Here is an 18,458-nt window from a genome sequence, read left to right on the forward strand (position 1 = left end):
CGCGCCGCAGGCCGCGGTGCCGGCGAGCGCGGGCCTGCCGGCGCCGCTTGCCGGTTCGAGTGCGCCGCGGCTGCCGCTCGATGCCGGCGGCCATCTTGCGAAGTCGCGCGCGGTGCGCGATTTCTTCGACTACTGCCTGACCGCGCAGAGCGACCTGAGCGCGGCCGCGCTCGATGCGCTCGTCGTGCGCGAGATCGCCGCGCAGCTCGACGGCACGGTCGCGCAGCTCGAAGCGCTCGACGTCTGGCACCGATACCGCGCGTATCTCGATGCGCTCGCGAAACTGCCGGATGCGGGCGCGGTCGACAAGTCCGATCTCGGTGCGCTGCAGCTCGCACTCGACCAGCGCGCGTCGATCGCCTACCGGACGCTCGGCGACTGGAGCGCGCCGTTCTTCGGTGCGGAGCAGTGGCGGCAGCGCTACGATCTCGCGCGGCTGAAGATCATGCAGGACCGCACGCTGACGGATGCGCAGAAGGCCGAACGGCTCGCGGCGCTTGCGCAGCAGATCCCGGCGGACGAGCGGGCGGCGCAGCAGCGGATCGACCAGCAGCGCGCCGCAATCGACCAGATCACGCAGTTGCGGAAAAGCGGGGCGACGCCGGACGCGATGCGCGCGCAACTCACGCAGACGCTGGGCCCGGAGGCCGCCGCACGCGTCGCGCAGATGCAGCAGGACGATGCGTCGTGGCAGAGCCGCTACGCCGACTATGCGGCGCAGCGTGCGCAGATCGATGCAGCCGGGCTGTCGCCGCAGGACCGCGACGCGCAGATTGCCGCGCTGCGGCAGCGCGTGTTCACCCAGCCCGGTGAAGCGGTGCGCGCGGCCTCGCTCGACCGCGGCGCGGCCGGCGCGAACTGACGCGCACGGTCATGCCGCGCGGGTGAAGCGCCGCGGCAGATGCTGCTCGATGGTTTGCGCGAGCGTGTCGAACGCGGGGCCGATTCCTTCGTGCGCGACGCATGCATAGCCGAGCAGCAGCCCGCGCCGTGCGGTGTCCATGCGGCTGTAGTAGCTCGTGAGCGGGCGCACGATCACGCCCGCGTCGAACGCGCTCTGCGTGACGACGCGATCGTCGCACGCGTCGGGCAGGCCGAGCACCAGATGCAGGCCGGCTTCGTCGCCCATCACGGGCAGCGCGTCGCCGAAGCGGGTGCGGATCGCGTCGATCAGCAATTGCCGGCGCTCGCCGTACAGCGTGCGCATGCGCCTGACGTGCGAAGTCAGGTGGCCGTCCATGATGAATTCGGCGAGCACGGCCTGCTGCATCAGCTGGCCCTCGCGGTACAGCTCCGACAATCCGGTGCGGAACGTGTCGACCAGATGCTCGGGCACCACCATGTAGCCCATCCGCAGGCCCGGGAACAGCATCTTGCCGAGGCTGCCGACGTAGATCACGCGGCCGCCGTCGTCGAGCCCCTGCAGCGACGCGAGCGGCCGGCTGCCGTAGCGGAATTCGCTGTCGTAGTCGTCCTCGATGATCCAGCAGCGGTGCTGACGCGCGTATTCGAGCAGCATCCGGCGCCGCGCGAGACTCATCACCATGCCGAGCGGATATTGATGCGACGGCGTGACGAGCACGAGCCGCGGCGGATGCCGCATGTCGCTCGCGCGCGGATCGATCCCTTCGTCGTCGACCGGCACCGGTGCGAGCGTGAGGCCGGTCGCCTGCAGCACGCTGCGCACGCCCCAGTAGCACGGCTCCTCGACCCACGCGCGATCGCCGATGTCGGACAGCAGCCGCACCGCGAGGTCGATCGACTGGTGGATGCCGGTCGTGATGATCACCTGATCCGGCGAGCATTTGACCGAGCGCGCGACGCGCAGGTAGTCGGCCAGCGCGCGGCGCAGCGGCCGGTAGCCGCCGCCCGGCGCGTAGGTCAGCAGTTCCGGGTTCGCTTCCTTCCACAGTCGCGCCTGCAGGCGACTCCACGTGCGGCTCGGAAATTCCGATACGTCCGGCACGCCCGGCATGAACGCGCCCCACTGGCGCCGCGACACACCCGCGTGTTCGATCAACTGTCGGCCGCGCGTCGACAGCACGTCTTGCGCATCCGGCAGCGGCGGCGCACCGGCGGCCGGCGACGACGGCGCGGCGCCCGGCGTGGGAATCGCGGCGGTATCCGGACGCGTATCGGCGACATAGGTGCCGCTGCCGGTCGTCGTCAGCACGTAGCCTTCGGCCGTGAGCTGGTCGTACACGTGCAGCACGGTATTGCGGGCGATCGACAGGTCGGCCGCGAGCGTGCGTGAACTCGGCAGTTTTGTCCCTGGCCCCAATTCTCCGGTCAGGATGGCTTGCTGCATCAGTTGCAGCAATTGCCGGTACATCGGCTCGGGCGAGCTGCGGTCGATACGGGCGGAGAGCCAGTCGGCGACGATCACGGTGTCCAAAGTGGTCCCACTCGGAATATTGAAATGGTTCCCTATTGTAGAACCGTATGCGCCGTATAGTGGTTCGCATCTCAAAAATGATTGTCGCGCAGCAGGGGAGACAGCCACGATGAAGTCCGATGATGTGATCGTCAGTTTTCGCGGCGTGCGGAAGACCTACGATGGCGAGACGCTGGTCGTCAAATCGCTCGACCTCGATATCCACCGGGGGGAATTCCTGACGCTGCTCGGGCCGTCGGGCTCGGGCAAGACCACCTGCCTGATGATGCTGGCCGGCTTCGAATTTCCGACCGGCGGCGAGATCCGGCTCGACGGCGAACTGTTGAATACCGTGCCGCCGCACAAGCGCAACATCGGCATGGTGTTCCAGAACTACGCGCTGTTCCCGCACCTGACGGTCGAGCAGAACGTCGCGTATCCGCTGACGGTGCGCAAGCTGTCGGCGGCCGAGCGCACCGAGCGCGTCGCGCATGCGCTGAAGATGGTGCAGATGGAGCGCTTCGCGAAGCGCTATCCGGCGCAGCTGTCGGGCGGTCAGCAGCAGCGCATCGCGCTTGCCCGTGCGCTCGTGTTCGAGCCGAAGCTCGTGCTGATGGACGAGCCGCTCGGCGCGCTCGACAAGCAGTTGCGCGAACACATGCAATACGAACTGAAGGCGCTGCACGAGAAGCTCGGCGTCACGTTCGTCTACGTGACGCACGACCAGGGCGAGGCGCTGACGATGTCCGATCGTGTTGCCGTGTTCGACAAGGGCATCGTGCAGCAGCTCGACACCGTCGACCGCCTGTACGAGTCGCCGTGCAACGAATTCGTCGCGAACTTCATCGGCGACAGCAACCGGCTGCGCGGCACCATCGCGCGCGTCGACGGCGAATTCTGCGAGTTCCGGCTCGACGACGGCACGACGCTGCGTGGCCGCCGCATCGGCGATGCGGCCGAAGGCGCGTCGGCCATCGCCTGCATCCGCCCCGAGCGCATGAGCCTCGCGAACGGGCACGCACCCGTGAGCGATGCGGCCAACCGCATGGCCGGCGAAGCGCGCAGCCTCATCTATTTCGGCGATCACGTGCGCATGCGTTGCGCACTGCCGGGCCAGGACGAATGTTTCGTGAAGGTGCCGCTCGGCACGGGCGCGCTCGACGCGTTCTCGCCCGGTGCGCCGGTGTCGCTCGCATTCGCGCCCGAGCACCTGCGCGTGTTCGCGTAACACATGGTTTTCCCGATTTTCCGCAGCACGTCGTCAACAACAACTGCCCACTTCCACCACGAGAGGAGAGGAACCACCATGAACCGAGCAAGCTTTACCGCGCGTCGTACCGCGGTCGCACTGGCGCTCGCCGCTTTCGGCGTATCGGCCGCGGCGGCCGAACTCACGGTCGTTAACTTCGGCGGCGCGAACGGCGACGCGCAGAAGGTCGCGTTCAACCAGCCGTTCGAGAAGGCGACCGGCAACAAGGTCACGGCCGTCGAATACAACGGCGAGCAGGCCAAAGTAAAGGCGATGGTCGAGGCGAAGCACGTCAACTGGGACGTGGTCGAGGTCGAATCGGGCGACCTGAACCGCGGCTGCGACGAAGGGCTGTACGAGAAGCTCGACTGGTCGAAGATCGCGAAGAAGTCCGATCTGATTCCGGAGTCGCCGCAGGTGTGCGGTGTCGGCTTCTTTGTGTGGTCGACCGCGCTGTCGTACAACGCGGACAAGCTCAAAACGGCGCCCACCGGCTGGGCCGATTTCTGGAACGTGAAGAAATTCCCCGGCAAGCGCGGGATGCGCAAGGGCGCGCGCTACAACCTCGAGTTCGCGCTGATGGCCGACGGCGTCGCGCCGAAGGACGTGTACAAGGTGCTCGCCACGAAGGCCGGCCAGGACCGCGCGTTCAAGAAGCTCGACGAGTTGAAGCCGAACATCCAGTGGTGGGAGGCCGGCGCGCAGCCGCCGCAGTTCCTGGTCGCCGGCGACGTCGTGATGTCGACCGCGTACAACGGCCGCATCGACGCCGCGCAGAAGGAAGGGAAGAACCTGAAGGTCGTGTGGAACGGCAGCATCTACGACCTCGACTACTGGGCGATTCCGAAGGGTTCGCCGAACAAGGCGCTGGCCGAGCAGTACATCGCGTACACGCTGACGCCGAAGCCGCAGCAAGGGTATGCGCAGCACATCGCGTACGGCCCCGCGAACGTCGCGGCGATCAAGTCGCTCGACGCGAAGACGCTCGCGAACCTGCCGAACTCGCCGGCCAACGGCAAGAACGCAGTGCTGGAGGATATCGGCTTCTGGACCGACCACAGCGACGAGCTCGAGCAGCGCTTCGCCGCGTGGGCGACGAAGTAACCGTTCAGGGATCCTGATGCAACCGGCCGCGCGGCGCGCTGAACGCGTCGCGCGGCATTCCGCCGGATCGCGCCCGGCCGGAGAGAACCGTTGAACACGATGACGATCGCTCCTTCCTCGCCGTCGACAGCCGCGCTCAAGCGCGAACTGAAGGCTGCCGAGGCCCGCAAGCGCACGATGGCGCTGCTGCTGATCGCGCCGCTCGCGATCTTCCTGTTGCTCATCTTCGTCGTGCCGATCGGCACGCTGCTTACGCGCGCGGTGCAGAACCCCGAGATCGCGACCGCGCTGCCGAACACGATCGCCGCGCTGTCGGGCTGGGACCGCAAGACGCCGCCGTCCGACGCCGCGTATGCCGCACTCGCGGCCGACATGACGAAGGTCGCCGACAGCGAGGCGATGGGCGCGCTCGCGCGGCGCCTGAATACCGAGATTCCCGGCTATCGTTCGCTCGTCGCGAAGACGGCGCGCGCGATGCCGCTGAAGGACGACAACGATGCCGCCGCCGCGGCGCTCACGCCCGCACAGACGCGCGCGAAGTTGATCGACCTCGATTCCCGCTGGGGAGACGTCGCATACTGGCAGTCGATCGCGAAGAACGGCAGCCAGCTGTCGCCGTTCTACCTGCTTGCGTCGCTCGACCACAAGCAGGATGGCTTCGGCCACGTCGTGCAGGCCGATCCCGACCAGTCGATCTATCTCGCGATCTTCGGCCGCACGTTCGTGATCGGCGTCGCGGTCACGCTGTTCGCGCTGCTGCTCGGCTATCCGCTCGCGTACTGGATCTCGACGCTGTCGGAGCGCCGCGCGAACCTCGTGATGATTCTCGTGCTGATCCCGTTCTGGACCTCGGTGCTGGTGCGCGTCGCCGCGTGGATCGTGCTGCTGCAAAGCGAAGGGCTGATCAACAAGGCGCTGATCGGCAGCGGGTTGATCTCGCATCCGCTGACGCTGCTGTTCAACCGCGTCGGCGTCTACATCTCGATGACGCACATCCTGCTGCCGTTCATGATCCTGCCGCTCTACAGCGTGATGAAGTCGATTCCGCCGACTTACCAGCGCGCGGCCGTGTCGCTCGGCAGCCATCCGTTCGCCGCGTTCTGGCGCGTGTACGTGCCGCAGACCTATCCGGGCATCGGCGCGGGTGCGCTGCTCGTGTTCATCCTCGCGATCGGCTACTACATCACGCCCGCGCTGCTTGGCGGTCCGAACGACCAGATGGTCAGCTACTACGTCGCGTACTTCACGAACGTGACGATCAACTGGGGCATGGCGTGCGCGCTGGGCGGCCTGCTGCTCGCCGCGACGCTGGTGCTGTATGCGGTGTACGGGCGCTTCACGCGCACGAACGTGAGCCTCGGCTGAGCGTCGCGCCCGGCGCGATGCACGCAAAACGAATACGCAATACGAGAAGGGGATGCCGACCATGAAACTCGCCAGGCCGCTGTTCGCGCCGCACATGTCGTTCGTCGAGCGCGCGTGGTACGTCGCGTTGCGCGTGCTCGTCGTGCTCACGCTGCTGTACCTGATCCTGCCGGTGCTCGCGATCGTGCCGCTGTCGTTTTCGTCGAGCACGTTCCTCGTCTATCCGATTCCCGGCTTCTCCACGCGCTGGTACGAGAACCTGATCGCGTCCGACGACTGGCGGATGGCCGCGAAGAACAGCTTCATCGTCGCGCCGTCGGCGACCGTCGTCGCGACCGTGCTCGGCACGCTCGCCGCCATCGGGCTCACGAAGGCGAACTTCCGCGGCAAGGCGCTGCTGATGGCCGTGCTGCTGTCGCCGATGATCGTGCCGGTCGTCGTGGTCGGCGTCGGCATGTATTTGTTCTTTGCGCCGCTCGGGCTCGCGAATACGTACACGGGCTTGATCGCCGCGCACGCGGCGCTCGGCGTGCCGTTCGTCGTCACGACGGTTGCCGCCACGCTGCAGGGCTTCAATTACAACCTCGTGCGCGCCAGCCTGTCGCTCGGCGCGAATCCGGTGACGACGTTTTTCCGCGTGACGCTGCCGGTGATCGCGCCGGGCGTGATGTCGGGCGCGCTGTTCGCGTTCGCGACGTCGTTCGACGAAGTCGTCGTCACGCTGTTCCTCGCGGGCGCGGACCAGACAACGCTACCGCGCCAGATGTTCACCGGGATCCGCGAGAACATCAGCCCGACGATCGCCGCGCTCGCGACGATCCTGATCATTTTCTCGACCAGCCTGTTGCTCGCGCTTGAATGGTTGCGCGGGCGCAACGCGCGGCGCGCGGTGAGCTGACTGCTGCCCGGGCGCCATTCGGCGTCACCGGTGGTTGGGTACTCGACGCCGCCGCGGACGCCATGCGGCGCGCCGAAACTTTCATTTGTCTGACTGACGAAGCGGTTGCCTGCACGTTCCATGCGGCTCTGCAACAATACGGCTTCCGGCGACGCGCGTCCCGTTCCTGCTGCACGGATCGCCCGTTGCCGCGCCGCTCAACCCGCGACGCAGCGCGTCGCTCGTCAGCCGAGCCTCATCTTGTCCGAATTCGCTTCCCCCGCCGGCGCCCGCGAGCCGGCCGTCAACTGGCGCGCGATGTCCGCCGTGCTGCTGGCCGTCGCGCTCGCGACGCTCGACACCGCGATCGCGAACACCGCGCTGCCCGCGATCGCCGCCGACCTGCACGCGTCGCCTGCCGCGTCGGTGTGGATCATCAATGCCTATCAGCTTGCGATGGTCGCGACGCTGCTGCCGTTCGCCGCGCTTGGCGACATCGTCGGCCACAAGCGCGTGTATATCGCGGGCCTCGCGGTGTTTACGCTCGCGTCGCTCGGCTGCTCGCTCGCAACGACGCTGCCGCAGCTGACGGCCGCGCGGATCGTGCAGGGCTTCGGCGCGAGCGCGATCATGAGCGTGAACGTCGCGCTGATCCGCAACCTGTTTCCCGCGCACCGGCTCGGGCGCGGCGTCGGCTTCAACGCGCTCGTCGTCGGCGTGTCGTTCGCGGTGGGGCCGACGATCGCGTCGTTGATCCTGTCGGTCGCCGCATGGCCGTGGCTGTTCGCGGTCAACGTGCCGCTCGGCGTGGTCGCGCTTGCAGTGGCGATTCCGTCGCTGCCGCAGACGGCGCGCGGCAAGCATGCGTTCGATCCGCTCGCCGCGCTGTTCAACGTGATCACGTTCGCATCGCTGATCTTCGCGCTCGGCGAATTCGCGCAGCGCGGGCCGCTGTCCGTCGTGTTCGCGGCAGCGGCGGTCGCGCTTGCGTTCGGCTGGCTGCTGATCCGCCGCCAGGCAGGGCACCCGGCGCCGATGCTGCCGGTCGACCTGTTTCGCCGCCCCGTATTCACGCTGTCCGCGCTGACGGCCGTGTGCGCGTTTGCCGCGCAGGGCCTCGCGTTCGTCTCGCTGCCGTTCTACTTCGAAACCGTCCTGCATCGCAGCGCGGTCGAGACCGGATTCCTGATGACGCCGTGGTCGGCGGTCGTCGCGCTGGCCGCGCCGATCGCGGGCCGGCTGTCCGATCGCTATCCGCCCGGGTTGCTCGGCGCAATCGGGCTCGCGCTGTTGAGCGCGGGGATGGTATCGCTCGCCGCGCTGCCGGCGACGCCGGACGTATTCGACATCGGCTGGCGGATGATGCTGTGCGGTGCGGGCTTCGGCTTCTTCCAGTCGCCGAACCTGAAGGCGCTGATGTCGAGCGCACCGCCCGAGCGCAGCGGCGGCGCGAGCGGGATCATCGCGACCGCGCGGCTGATCGGGCAGGCGACGGGGGCGGCACTCGTCGCGCTGTCGTTCGGGATCGCAGGCCGGCACGGGCCGACGCTTGCGCTGATGCTCGGCGCGGGTTTTGCCGGCGCCGCGAGCGTCGCGAGCGGGCTGCGGCTGTTCGCGCCGTCGCATCGGGCCGGCGCGCCGGTTGCAACGGTGCCGGTGAAGGAGCAGGCGACGGAGTAGAGCGCCGGCGCCCGCAAACCCTTCGGCCGGCGCGCGCCGGCCTTCGCATCACGCTCAGAAGCCGCCCGTCTGGATCAGCTTGTTGAAGTTCGCGATGTTCAGGCTGCCGAAGCCGGTCGTATAGTCCCAGCCGGTGCCTGCGTTGTAGCCGTACCCCTGATAGCCGTTGTTGCCCGACACGACGTCATAGCGCACGAGCGACGGGTTCGACGGAATATCCGCATAGAACTTGCCGGCCGGGAAACCGAGATCCGTGCCGTTCGCCGCGAGCAGCCGTGCCCAGAAACCGGTGAAGATCGGTGCGGCGAGGCTCGTGCCGCCGATCTGCTGCAACTGGCCGTAGTTGTAGATATACGCGCCGGTGCTTTGCGCGGCGTCGAACGATATGTCGGGCAACTGACGATTGCCGCCCGACTGCCATGCCGGCGCCGGCAGGATCGTGCTGACGCCGCCGCCTGTCGCCCACAGCTTGCCGTTGCCGTCGAGGCCTTCGTTCCATACCGTTTCGTTCGAGAACGCACCCGCCGACGTCGTGTACAGCGTCGTGCCGCCGACCGCGACCACGTGCGGCGAAGCCGCTGGCCACGATACCGTGTAGTTCGCGCCGTCCGGGTAGCCGCGGTTGTTGCACTCGTACACGCCTTCGTCGCCTGACGACACGGAGAACGTCTGGCCTTGTGCGGCGGCCGTCGTGAAGATCTGTTCTTCGGCGTCGATCGTGCCGTCCGCGTTCGCGTCGGTCTCGCACCAGCCGAGCGACACGTTGATCACCTTCGCGGTGTTGTCCGATACCGCGCGGTTGAACGCCTGCGTGAGCCCCGTGTTGCCGGATGCGTTGAGGTCCGCCATGTAGAACACGAGCTTGCCGACCTGGCCGCCGGCCGAGCCGACGATCGACTGGCTGTCGAGATCCCATTCGCCCTGGCCGTCCTGGTCGTCGCTGTAGCTGCCGCTCGTGCCGGTGCCGTTGGTCTTGACGGCTTGCGTCGAGACCGTGCCGTAACCGTTGCTCGACGTGAACTGCTTCAGATCCTGCTGCGTTTGCGATACCCCGCCGATCGTGACGATGCCGACGGTCACGCCGGCCGCGGTCGGCACCCCCGTCGCGTTGTAGAGGCCCGGGAATTCCTTCGGATAGTGGCCGGTGGCCGTGCCGGCCGCGACGGCCTGCGGTTTCGCGACGTTGCCGATGCGCAGCATCGGCCGTGCACGCGCGACGTTCTGCAGCCCGAGCACCGAGCCGACGATGCCGCCGAGCGCACGCGGCACCTGTGCGCTCGATGCATTCGCGAAGCCCGAGCGTCCCGCATACTGGAAATGCACGAGCGACGTGTTGAACGCGGTCTTGACCGTGCCGGCCGTGCCGCGCGCGGAGACCAGCAGCCGGTTCGGCGCGACCTCGATGTTCACGAAACCGCTCTTGCGCAGATAGTCGACGACCGACTTCACTTGCGCTTCGGTCGGCGCGTAGCTGGCGAGGAACTGCTCGTGCGTGAGGTACTGGCGGTAATGCGCGTTGCCGGGCCGGTTCACGTCGTGCGCGAGCTGCTTGAGCTGCGCCGCGTTGCGCAGCTTCAGGCTGACGACGACGTCGGTCGTCTCGCCGGCCGCGAGTTCGAGCGACGGCGCCGCGCTGCGCGCCATCAGTTGCGGGCCGGTCAGAAAGGCCTTCGTGTGGGTGTCGACCCAGTCCGTCGTCGCATGCGCTGCGCCGGCGGCGAGCACGAGCGGCCACGCGCACGCGAGGCGGCGGGGCGACGGAAGGGGGAGGGCAAACCAGGCGTTCCTTTTCATCGGGAGTCCTTTTTAGGAGAGACGACGTTGCTGGAACCCCCGGCCCTTGTGGGGCCGCGAGCGGTGACGAGCGTAGGGTGTCGGTGCCGTTCCGGTAGCTGCCAGTTTCCACAGCTGTCAGTTCTGACATCGGCGTGCCCGCGCGTATCCGCTGCGTCGTTCATGCCGGCGGCAGCGTTCGCCAGCAGAGGGAACCGGTTCGCGACGCGATCGCACGACGGTCGACGACGTTTGCGCGCACGACTCGTCCGTTGCGGTATCGGAATGCGCGCGATGGCGGAACGAAGCGCCGTGCGCGTGCATTGCCTTCGACCGGCCGTGGGCGCGTCGCGCGTTGCACTATGTGGTCAAGTGCTGCCGCGGTGCCGGCGCGACGACGCCCGGATGCGCGGATGCACAAAAACGGGGCCGGTCGCTCGCGAGCGTTTCCCGAACTGTGGAACAGCGTATTGCCGAGTCTTGCAGCGTGCTTTCGGTTCGCGGCGCACGCGGGCGGATTAGAGTGAATGCTCGAATGCGGGCGGCAACCGGGACCCGAGGCACGGTGACGTCCGTCGTACGCCGGTTCGTCGATGTCCCGCCGGTTCCGGCGAACGCGGCATGCGGCGGGATCGAACAGCGTCCACCCGCGAGATTCCTCCTTGACGTGTGGCGATCTCGCGCTATCCTTCAATCCATAACCATTGGGTTATGAATTCAACCATGCAAAACGCTCACGACATGCTGTTCAGGACGCTTGCCGACCCGACGCGCCGCGCGCTCTTCGAGCGGCTGTGCGAGGAGGGCGAGCTGACGGTTGCCGCGCTGACTGCCCACGCGGGCGTGTCGCAGCCGGCTGTTTCGAAGCATCTGGGCGTACTCAAGCAGGCCGGGCTCGTGAGCGATCGCCACGAAGGCCGGCAGACGCACTACAGCGCACAGCCGCAAGCGCTGACTCCGTTGATCGACTGGACCAGCCAGATGGCCGGCTTCTGGCAGAACCGGTTCGATGCTCTCGAAGATCTGCTCAAAAGGATGGATCAATGAACCAGACCACCACCGAAACGCGTACCGTCGTCGTCGAACGGGAACTGTCGCATCCGCCGGAGAAGATCTGGCGCGCGCTCACGCAACCGCACCTGATCGAGGCGTGGCTGATGAAGAGCGACTTCGAGCCCGTCGCGGGCCGCGCATTCAGCTTTCGCGCCGACTGGGGGTCGGTCGACTGCAAGGTGCTGACGATCGAGCCGCAGCGCGCGTTGTCCTATACGTGGGCCGCCTACGGCCTCGAAAGCGTCGTCACGTGGACGCTCACGCCGACCGCTGGCGGCACGCTGCTGCGCATGGAGCAGGCCGGCTTTCGCACGGATCAGGAACAGGCATACCGCGGCGCTCAGCACGGGTGGACGCAATTCTTCGCATCGCTCGAGCAGGTGCTGGCGCGCCCCGATGACGGTCCGGAGGCTCACGCATGACTGCTGCGGACCCGAGCCCGTCCGGGCGTATCGACGCGATGATCGCGGGGCTCGTCGACTGGCGCGGCAAGACGCTCGCCGAGCTGCGCGAGACGATCCTCGCGGTCGACGACGGCATCGTCGAGGAATGGAAATGGATGGGCAGCCCCGTGTGGGAGTGCGACGGGATGATCGCGGTCGGCAACGCGCACAAGGGCAAGGTGAAGCTGACGTTCATGCATGGCGCGCACGTGCCCGATCCCGATCGGCTGTTCAACGACGGTCTCGACGGCAACGCGCGGCGTGCGATCGATTTTTTCGAGGGGGACAAGGTCGACAAGCGAGCGCTGAAGCGTCTCGTTCGCGCGGCGATCGACTACAACCGGGCGCACCTGAAGAAGAACGCACGGGCCGGCACGGGCACCCGGAAGCGTAGCGACAAGGCCGCATAACGCGCTGGCGTACCGGCACGCCGGCGCGATCCCCGGCCGTCCTCGATGAACCAAAAAAAAGCCCGACACGAGGTCGGGCATCCAAATCGGCCGCAACCGCCGCGAGGCGGCTGCGGCACCTGCAAAAGCCGCGCGCTTACGCTGCGAGCAGCGAGCGCAGCACGAACGGCAGGATCCCGCCGTGCTTGTAGTAGTCGACTTCGATCGGCGTATCGATGCGCAGCAGCACCGGCACGCGGGTCGTTTCGCCGTTCTTGCGGTTGATCACGAGCGTGACGTCCTGCTGCGGCTTGAAGTCGTCGCCGAGGCCTTCGATGTCGTACGTCTCTTCGCCGGTGATGCCGAGCGACTGGACGCTGTCCGAGCCCTTGAACTGCAGCGGCAGCACGCCCATGCCGACGAGGTTCGAGCGGTGGATCCGCTCGAAGCTGCGTGCGATCACGGCCTTCACGCCGAGCAGTTGCGTGCCCTTCGCGGCCCAGTCGCGCGACGAGCCCGTGCCGTACTCTTCGCCCGCGAACACGACGGTCGGCGTGTCGGCTGCGACGTACTGCATTGCCGCGTCGTAGATCGACTGCTGCTCGCCGCTCGGCTGGTGGATCGTCAGGCCGCCTTCGACGCGCGTGCCGTCCGCCTTCGCCGGGATCATCAGGTTCTTGATCCGGACGTTCGCGAACGTGCCGCGCATCATCACGTCGTGGTTGCCGCGGCGCGAGCCGTAGCTGTTGAAGTCGGCCTTCTGCACGCCGTTTTCCTTCAGCCACTTGCCTGCCGGCGAGTCTTCCTTGATCGAGCCTGCCGGGCTGATGTGGTCGGTCGTGACGGAGTCACCGAAGATGCCCAGTGCGCGTGCGCCCTTGACGGTCGGGATCGACGCGGCCGGTTCCATCGAGAAGTCGTTGCCGAAGAACGGCGGCTCCGCGATGTACGTCGACTTCGGCCAGTCGTAGACCTGGCCCGTTTCGCCCTCGATCTTGCTCCAGAGGTCGCCCTTCTTGGTCAGGTGCGCGTAGTTCTTCTCGAACTTTTCCGGATCGAGCGCGTACTTGAGCAGCGCATGGATTTCCTCGCTCGACGGCCAGATGTCGCCGAGGTAGATGTCGCGGCCGCCCTTGCCCTTGCCGACCGGCTCGGTCATCAGGTCGCGCGTGATGTTGCCGGCGATCGCGTACGCGACGACCAGCGGCGGCGACGCGAGGAAGTTCGCGCGGATGTTCGGGTGGATGCGCGCTTCGAAGTTACGGTTGCCCGACAGCACGGCTGCCGCGACGATGTCGTTCTTCGTGATCGCTTCGTTCAGCTCCGGCGTCAGGTCGCCCGCGTTGCCGATACAGGTCGTGCAGCCGTAGGCCGCGAGTTCGAAACCGAGCTTCGACAGGTAGGGCAGCAGGCCCGTCTTCGTCAGGTATTCGGTGACGATGCGCGATCCCGGCGCGAGCGAGGTCTTGATCTTCGGATCGACCGTGAGGCCGGCCTCGACCGCCTTCTTCGCGAGCAGGCCGGCAGCCAGCAGCACGCTCGGGTTCGACGTGTTCGTGCACGACGTGATCGCGGCGATCAGCACGTCGCCGTTCTTCACGTCGACGCCGTTGCTCGTCGTGTATTGCGTGCCCAGGTCGTCCGCCTTCTTCGCGAAGCCGTTTTCCGCGACCGGCTTCGAGAACAGGTCGGTGAACGTCGACTTGACGTGGCCGATCTCGATGCGGTCCTGCGGGCGCTTCGGGCCGGCCAGCGACGGTGCGACCGTCGCGAGATCCAGCGTCACCGTCTTCGTGTAGTCGATGTCGCCGGCCTTCGGGATGCCGAACAGCTTCTGCGCCTTGAAGTAGTTTTCGAACGCGGCAATTTCCGCCTTCGTGCGGCCCGTGCCTTCGAAGTAGTCGATCGTCTTTTCGTCGACCGGGAAGAAGCCCATCGTCGCGCCGTATTCTGGCGCCATGTTGCCGATCGTCGCGCGGTCCGGCAGCGACAGCGACTTCGTGCCCTCGCCGAAGAACTCGACGAACTTGCCGACGACCTTCTCCTTGCGCAGCATTTCGGTGATCGTGAGCACCAGGTCGGTGGCCGTCACGCCTTCGCGCAGCTTGCCCTTCAGCTCGACGCCGACGACGTCCGGCGTCAGGAAATACACCGGCTGGCCGAGCATGCCGGCTTCAGCCTCGATGCCGCCCACGCCCCAGCCGACCACGCCGATGCCGTTGATCATCGTCGTGTGGCTGTCCGTGCCGACCAGGGTGTCCGGGTAGTACACGGTGTCGCCGCCGTCCGCCTTCTTGTGGACGCCGCGTGCGAGATACTCGAGGTTCACCTGGTGGACGATGCCCACGCCCGGCGGCACGACCTTGAACGTGTCGAACGCCTGCATGCCCCACTTCATGAACTGGTAGCGCTCGTTGTTGCGCTGGAATTCCAGCTTCATGTTCAGGTCGAGCGCGTCCTTCTGGCGGAAGTAGTCGATCTGGACCGAGTGATCGACGACGAGATCGACCGGGACCAGCGGCTCGATCTTCTTCGGGTTCTTGCCCGTGCGCTCCGCGACGCCGCGCATGGCCGCGATGTCGGCGAGCAGCGGCACGCCCGTGAAGTCCTGCAGCACCACACGCGACACCACGAACGGAATCTCGTCGACGCGCTTGGCCGTCGGCTTCCAGTTCGCCAGTTGCTCGATGTGCTCTTCGGTGATCTTCTTGCCGTCGTAGTTGCGCAGCACGGACTCGAGCACGATGCGGATCGACACCGGCAGGCGTTCGATCTTCGTCTTCAGTTCCTTGCCGAGCTGCGGCAGCGAGTAGAACTTGCCTTTGCCGGAACCGCTGTCGAATTCCTTGAGGGTCTTGTGGAGATTGTGGGCCATGGTGATTTTCCTGGGTTTAAGGCTAGGAAACAAAGAGTCTCGTATTTGACGGCTATATCACATACAAGTCGACGTACTCATCGACCGGCATCGCTTCGAGCTTTGCCTGGTCCAGCGACACGTCGAGAATCGCTTGTTGCTGCTTTGCCGGGAAACGGCGGGCGAGGTTGGTCCTGAATTTCTCGACCAGGAGCGGGATGCCGTCCGCACGGCGTCGCTGATGGCCGATCGGGTATTCGACCGCCACTTCGGCAAGCTTCGATCCGTCCGCGAATTCGATCGTCAGCGCGTTCGCGATCGATCGCTTGGCCGGGTCATGGTAATCCTTCGTGAACCGCGGGTCCTCGACGCACACCGTTTTCGCGCGCAGCGCGTCGATGCGCGGGTCGGCGGCGACCGAATCCTCGTAGTCGGCCGCGGTCAGCCGGCCGAACAGCAGCGGCACGGCGACCATGTACTGGATGCAGTGGTCGCGGTCGGCCGGATTGGCGAGCGGGCCCTGCTTGTCGATGATGCGGATCGCGGCCGCGTGCGTGCGGATCGTGATCCGGCTGATCTCGTCGGTCGTGCGGCCCGCGGCGGCGAGCTGCGCGTGCAGCTGCAGCGCGGCCTCGGCGGCCGTCTGCGCATGGAATTCGGCGGGGAACGCGATCTTGAACAGCACGTTCTCCATCACGTAGGTGCCGTACGGACGCTGGAAGCGGAACGGCTTCCCGTCGAACAGCACGTCGTAGAAGCCCCAGGTTTTTGCGGTGAGCGCCGACGGGTAGCCCATTTCACCCGTTTTCGCGATCAGCGCGAGGCGCACCGCGCGGGACGTGGCGTCGCCGGCCGCCCACGACTTGCGCGAACCGGTGTTCGGCGCGTGGCGGTAGGTGCGCAGTGACTGGCCGTCGACGAACGCGTTGGACACCGCGTTGATCAGCTCGTCGCGCGTGAGCCCGAGCAGGCGCCCGACGACGGCCGTCGACGCGACCTTCACGAGCAGCACGTGGTCGAGCCCGACGGCATTGAATGAATTCTCGAGCGCGAGGCAGCCCTGGATTTCGTGGGCCTGGATCATCGCGACGAGCACGTCGCGCATGGCAAGCGGCTTCCTGCCGGCCGCGACGGCCGTGCGGGACAGCCAGTCGGCCGTCGCCAGGATTCCGCCGAGATTGTCGGACGGGTGGCCCCATTCGGCGGCGAGCCAGGTGTCGTTGAAGTCCAGCCAGCGGATCATCGCGCCGATGTCGAAAGCGGCCTGGACGGGATCGAGCTGGAAGGACGTGCCCGGCACCTTCGCGCCGTTCGGCACGATCGTGCCGGGCACGACGGGGCCGAGCAGCTTGGTGCAGGCAGGGTAGGACAGCGCCTCGAGTCCGCATCCGAGCGTGTCGATCAGGCAATGACGCGCCGTCTCCAGCGCGAGCGCGCTGTCGATGCCGGTGTTCAGCACGTAGTCGACGATATCGACGAGTACCGAATCCGGCGCAGGGCGGACGTTGGAGACCGGGGCGGACATCGAGGTCTGGGAGACGCGCTTAGTTCGTGGCCGGCTTCAGCTCGTTCGACTGCGTCGGCGCTGCGGCGCCTTGCGCCATTTCCGGCGTCACGCACTCGTCGGCGAGACGCTCGCCGCCGTTCGCGTCGGTGAACAGCATCGCCTTGCTCGGGATCACGATCAGCTTGAAGCCGTTGGCCGGATCGTAGAACGTATCGGCGCCCGTCGTCGTGGCCTGACGCGGCAGCTTGTAGTTCTTCTTCGCCCAGTGAACCGTGACGACCTGGTCGCGCTTCATGTCACCGGCGAGATCGAACGACAGACCGTCCTTGCACGACCACTTGACCGCGCCGTCCGGCACCGGATCGACCTTGGCCGCGGCGCGCGCCTGGGCCTTCTTGCTGCGCGGGATGATGCGCTTGGCCGGCGCCGGGCGCTTGGCCGTCTTCTTCGCGGTCGTACCCTGGGCGAACGCGCTCGGAGCCGACACCAGCATCGTGGCGGACAATGCGCCGATGGCGGTAGCGATCAGGAGTTTCTTCATGGAGTCAGAACCTTTCGATAATCAGTTGACAAGGGCCGGCATCCGCCGGCCGGTTTGAAACTGCACGCGCCCCGGAAGCGCGCAGCGGCCGCTATTTTCACCTATTTGGCTGCGCATATTTCAGGTTTTCGGGCTCCGTTACGTTTTTTGTCGTTTCGCAAACCTGTATCGGGTTCACGCTCCGGCGATTCGATGAAATCCGTGTGTCGGCACGCTTACCGGGCCGCGCCGGCCGCGCTCGGGCCGAACAGCGGCGCGGCCTCGGCCGGCACGGGCTGGCCGGTCGCCCGCGCGCGGCGCAGCACCGACCAGTAATAGCGGTAGCTCGCGCGGTCGTGCAAGGTATCGCCGTGGCGCGTCGGGCCCCAGTCGGCCGCCTGCGCGGCCAGCAGGATCCCGGCGGCCAGCGCGACTTCGTCGGTGCGCGGCGCGAACGCGTCGACGATCGGGCGAATCTGCGCCGGATGGATGCTCCACATCCGCGTGAACGCGAACGCGTCGCGTGCGCGGCGGGCATCGCCGGCCACGACGCTCATGTCGCGCACTTCGGTCGTTACGTTGTGCGACGGCGTCTTGCCGTGCGCGTGGCAGGCCGCGGCGATTTCCAGCTTCGCGCGGCGCACGAGCGGGTGGTCGAACTGGCCGGGCGAGCGCATCGCCGCGTCGGGGATCGCGCCATGGTGCGCGGACACGAAGTCCATCAGCCCGAAGCTCAGCGTGCCGACCAGCGGCAGCGCGGCGAGGGTGGCCGCCTGCGCGAGCGCGCCGTGCGTCTCGACCAGCACGTCGACCGGAATCGGTTGTGCGAGGCCGAGCTCGCGGCGCGTGCCTTCGATGAACGCGACCATCTCGGCCGCGTCGGCGGCGCTCGCGATCTTCGGCAGCGTGATGTAGGCCGGCGCGCGGGCGGCGCGCAGCACGATGCGCACGTCGTCGCGCCAGTGGGAATGGGAAAAATCGTGGATGCGTACGCCGACCCGCCCGAAGCGGTTTTCGGCGCTGCCGAGGCATTCGGCGACGAGCTGCGCGTGCGCGGCCTCCTGGCCGACGGCCGCGCCGTCCTCGCAGTCGAGCGTAATGTCGAATACGGGGCCGAGCTCGGCCTGGAGCGCGAGCGACTTGCGCATCAGCTTCTCGCTGCCCGCGTAGTGATCGCAGCAGGGCAGGATCGCGGGCGGGGACGCCCCGTCGTACAGCACTTGTGCAGGAGTGAGCGCGGACATCTCTTCTACGTCCAGGAAGCGGGCAA

Annotated in this window: 15 protein-coding genes; 9 read left to right on the plus strand and 6 right to left on the minus strand. The window is 67.1% G+C overall.

Annotation, left to right across the window (positions count from 1 at the left end; translation table 11 throughout):
• The coding region (locus BME24068_RS22620; protein ID WP_174927441.1) for a lipase secretion chaperone at window positions 1-862 on the plus strand (862 nt) is incomplete at its 5' end.
• A gap of 9 nt (window positions 863-871) precedes the next feature.
• On the opposite strand, the gene pdxR is transcribed toward BME24068_RS22620, so the two are convergent.
• Window positions 872-2,395: a MocR-like pyridoxine biosynthesis transcription factor PdxR gene (pdxR, locus tag BME24068_RS22625; RefSeq protein ID WP_096504021.1), complete on the minus strand. Its 1,524-nt coding sequence runs from the start codon at window positions 2,393-2,395 to the stop codon at window positions 872-874.
• 109 nt (window positions 2,396-2,504) lie between these two features.
• Here pdxR and BME24068_RS22630 point away from each other — a divergent pair, with 109 nt between their 5' ends.
• The 5 genes from BME24068_RS22630 to BME24068_RS22650 all read left to right on the plus strand — a co-directional run bounded on the left by BME24068_RS22630 (window position 2,505) and on the right by BME24068_RS22650 (window position 8,649).
• The gene (locus tag BME24068_RS22630; protein ID WP_174927442.1) at window positions 2,505-3,602 is read left to right on the plus strand and encodes an ABC transporter ATP-binding protein; all 1,098 of its coding nucleotides are present in this window, start codon (window positions 2,505-2,507) and stop codon (window positions 3,600-3,602) included.
• A gap of 78 nt (window positions 3,603-3,680) precedes the next feature.
• Window positions 3,681-4,727 carry an ABC transporter substrate-binding protein gene (locus tag BME24068_RS22635; protein WP_096504017.1) on the plus strand — a complete coding sequence of 349 codons (1,047 nt, stop codon included), beginning with the start codon at window positions 3,681-3,683 and terminating at the stop codon, window positions 4,725-4,727.
• A 99-nt stretch (window positions 4,728-4,826) separates the two neighbouring features.
• Entirely contained in the window at window positions 4,827-6,092 is a 1,266-nt protein-coding gene (locus tag BME24068_RS22640; RefSeq protein WP_174927559.1) for an ABC transporter permease, read from the plus strand.
• 61 nt (window positions 6,093-6,153) lie between these two features.
• Window positions 6,154-6,990: an ABC transporter permease gene (locus BME24068_RS22645; protein ID WP_096504013.1), complete on the plus strand. Its 837-nt coding sequence runs from the start codon at window positions 6,154-6,156 to the stop codon at window positions 6,988-6,990.
• Window positions 6,991-7,230: 240 nt separating this feature from the next.
• A complete protein-coding gene (locus BME24068_RS22650; RefSeq protein ID WP_096504011.1) occupies window positions 7,231-8,649 on the plus strand; it encodes an MFS transporter in 1,419 nt (472 codons plus the stop codon).
• Window positions 8,650-8,703: 54 nt separating this feature from the next.
• Here the strand turns inward: BME24068_RS22650 and BME24068_RS22655 are convergent, their stop codons facing one another.
• A complete protein-coding gene (locus BME24068_RS22655; protein WP_174927443.1) occupies window positions 8,704-10,443 on the minus strand; it encodes a S53 family peptidase in 1,740 nt (579 codons plus the stop codon).
• A 702-nt stretch (window positions 10,444-11,145) separates the two neighbouring features.
• On the opposite strand from BME24068_RS22655, the gene BME24068_RS22660 reads away from it, so the two are divergent.
• Genes BME24068_RS22660 through BME24068_RS22670 form a run of 3 tightly spaced genes read left to right on the plus strand, consistent with a single transcriptional unit; the run spans window position 11,146 to window position 12,328 of the window.
• The gene (locus BME24068_RS22660; RefSeq protein WP_039319058.1) at window positions 11,146-11,469 is read left to right on the plus strand and encodes an ArsR/SmtB family transcription factor; all 324 of its coding nucleotides are present in this window, start codon (window positions 11,146-11,148) and stop codon (window positions 11,467-11,469) included.
• Window positions 11,466-11,897 carry an SRPBCC family protein gene (locus BME24068_RS22665; RefSeq protein ID WP_174927444.1) on the plus strand — a complete coding sequence of 144 codons (432 nt, stop codon included), beginning with the start codon at window positions 11,466-11,468 and terminating at the stop codon, window positions 11,895-11,897. The genes BME24068_RS22660 and BME24068_RS22665 overlap by 4 nt, the downstream gene beginning before the upstream one ends.
• On the plus strand, window positions 11,894-12,328 hold the full coding sequence (locus tag BME24068_RS22670) for a DUF1801 domain-containing protein (protein ID WP_174927445.1): 435 nt from the start codon (window positions 11,894-11,896) through the stop codon (window positions 12,326-12,328). The genes BME24068_RS22665 and BME24068_RS22670 overlap by 4 nt, the downstream gene beginning before the upstream one ends.
• A 136-nt stretch (window positions 12,329-12,464) precedes the next feature.
• Here the strand turns inward: BME24068_RS22670 and acnA are convergent, their stop codons facing one another.
• From acnA to BME24068_RS22690, 4 genes are all read right to left on the minus strand, one after another.
• Window positions 12,465-15,182: an aconitate hydratase AcnA gene (acnA, locus tag BME24068_RS22675; RefSeq protein WP_174927446.1), complete on the minus strand. Its 2,718-nt coding sequence runs from the start codon at window positions 15,180-15,182 to the stop codon at window positions 12,465-12,467.
• A gap of 52 nt (window positions 15,183-15,234) precedes the next feature.
• Entirely contained in the window at window positions 15,235-16,686 is a 1,452-nt protein-coding gene (locus BME24068_RS22680; RefSeq protein WP_096504001.1) for a bifunctional 2-methylcitrate dehydratase/aconitate hydratase, read from the minus strand.
• 19 nt (window positions 16,687-16,705) lie between these two features.
• Window positions 16,706-17,209, minus strand: a complete 504-nt coding sequence (locus tag BME24068_RS22685; protein ID WP_096503999.1) for a hypothetical protein — start codon at window positions 17,207-17,209, stop codon at window positions 16,706-16,708.
• 215 nt (window positions 17,210-17,424) lie between these two features.
• Window positions 17,425-18,432 carry an HpcH/HpaI aldolase/citrate lyase family protein gene (locus BME24068_RS22690; protein WP_174927447.1) on the minus strand — a complete coding sequence of 336 codons (1,008 nt, stop codon included), beginning with the start codon at window positions 18,430-18,432 and terminating at the stop codon, window positions 17,425-17,427.
• Window positions 18,433-18,458: the final 26 nt, after the last annotated feature.

This window comes from Burkholderia anthina, from assembly GCF_902498995.1.
GTDB classification, from domain to species: domain Bacteria; phylum Pseudomonadota; class Gammaproteobacteria; order Burkholderiales; family Burkholderiaceae; genus Burkholderia; species Burkholderia anthina.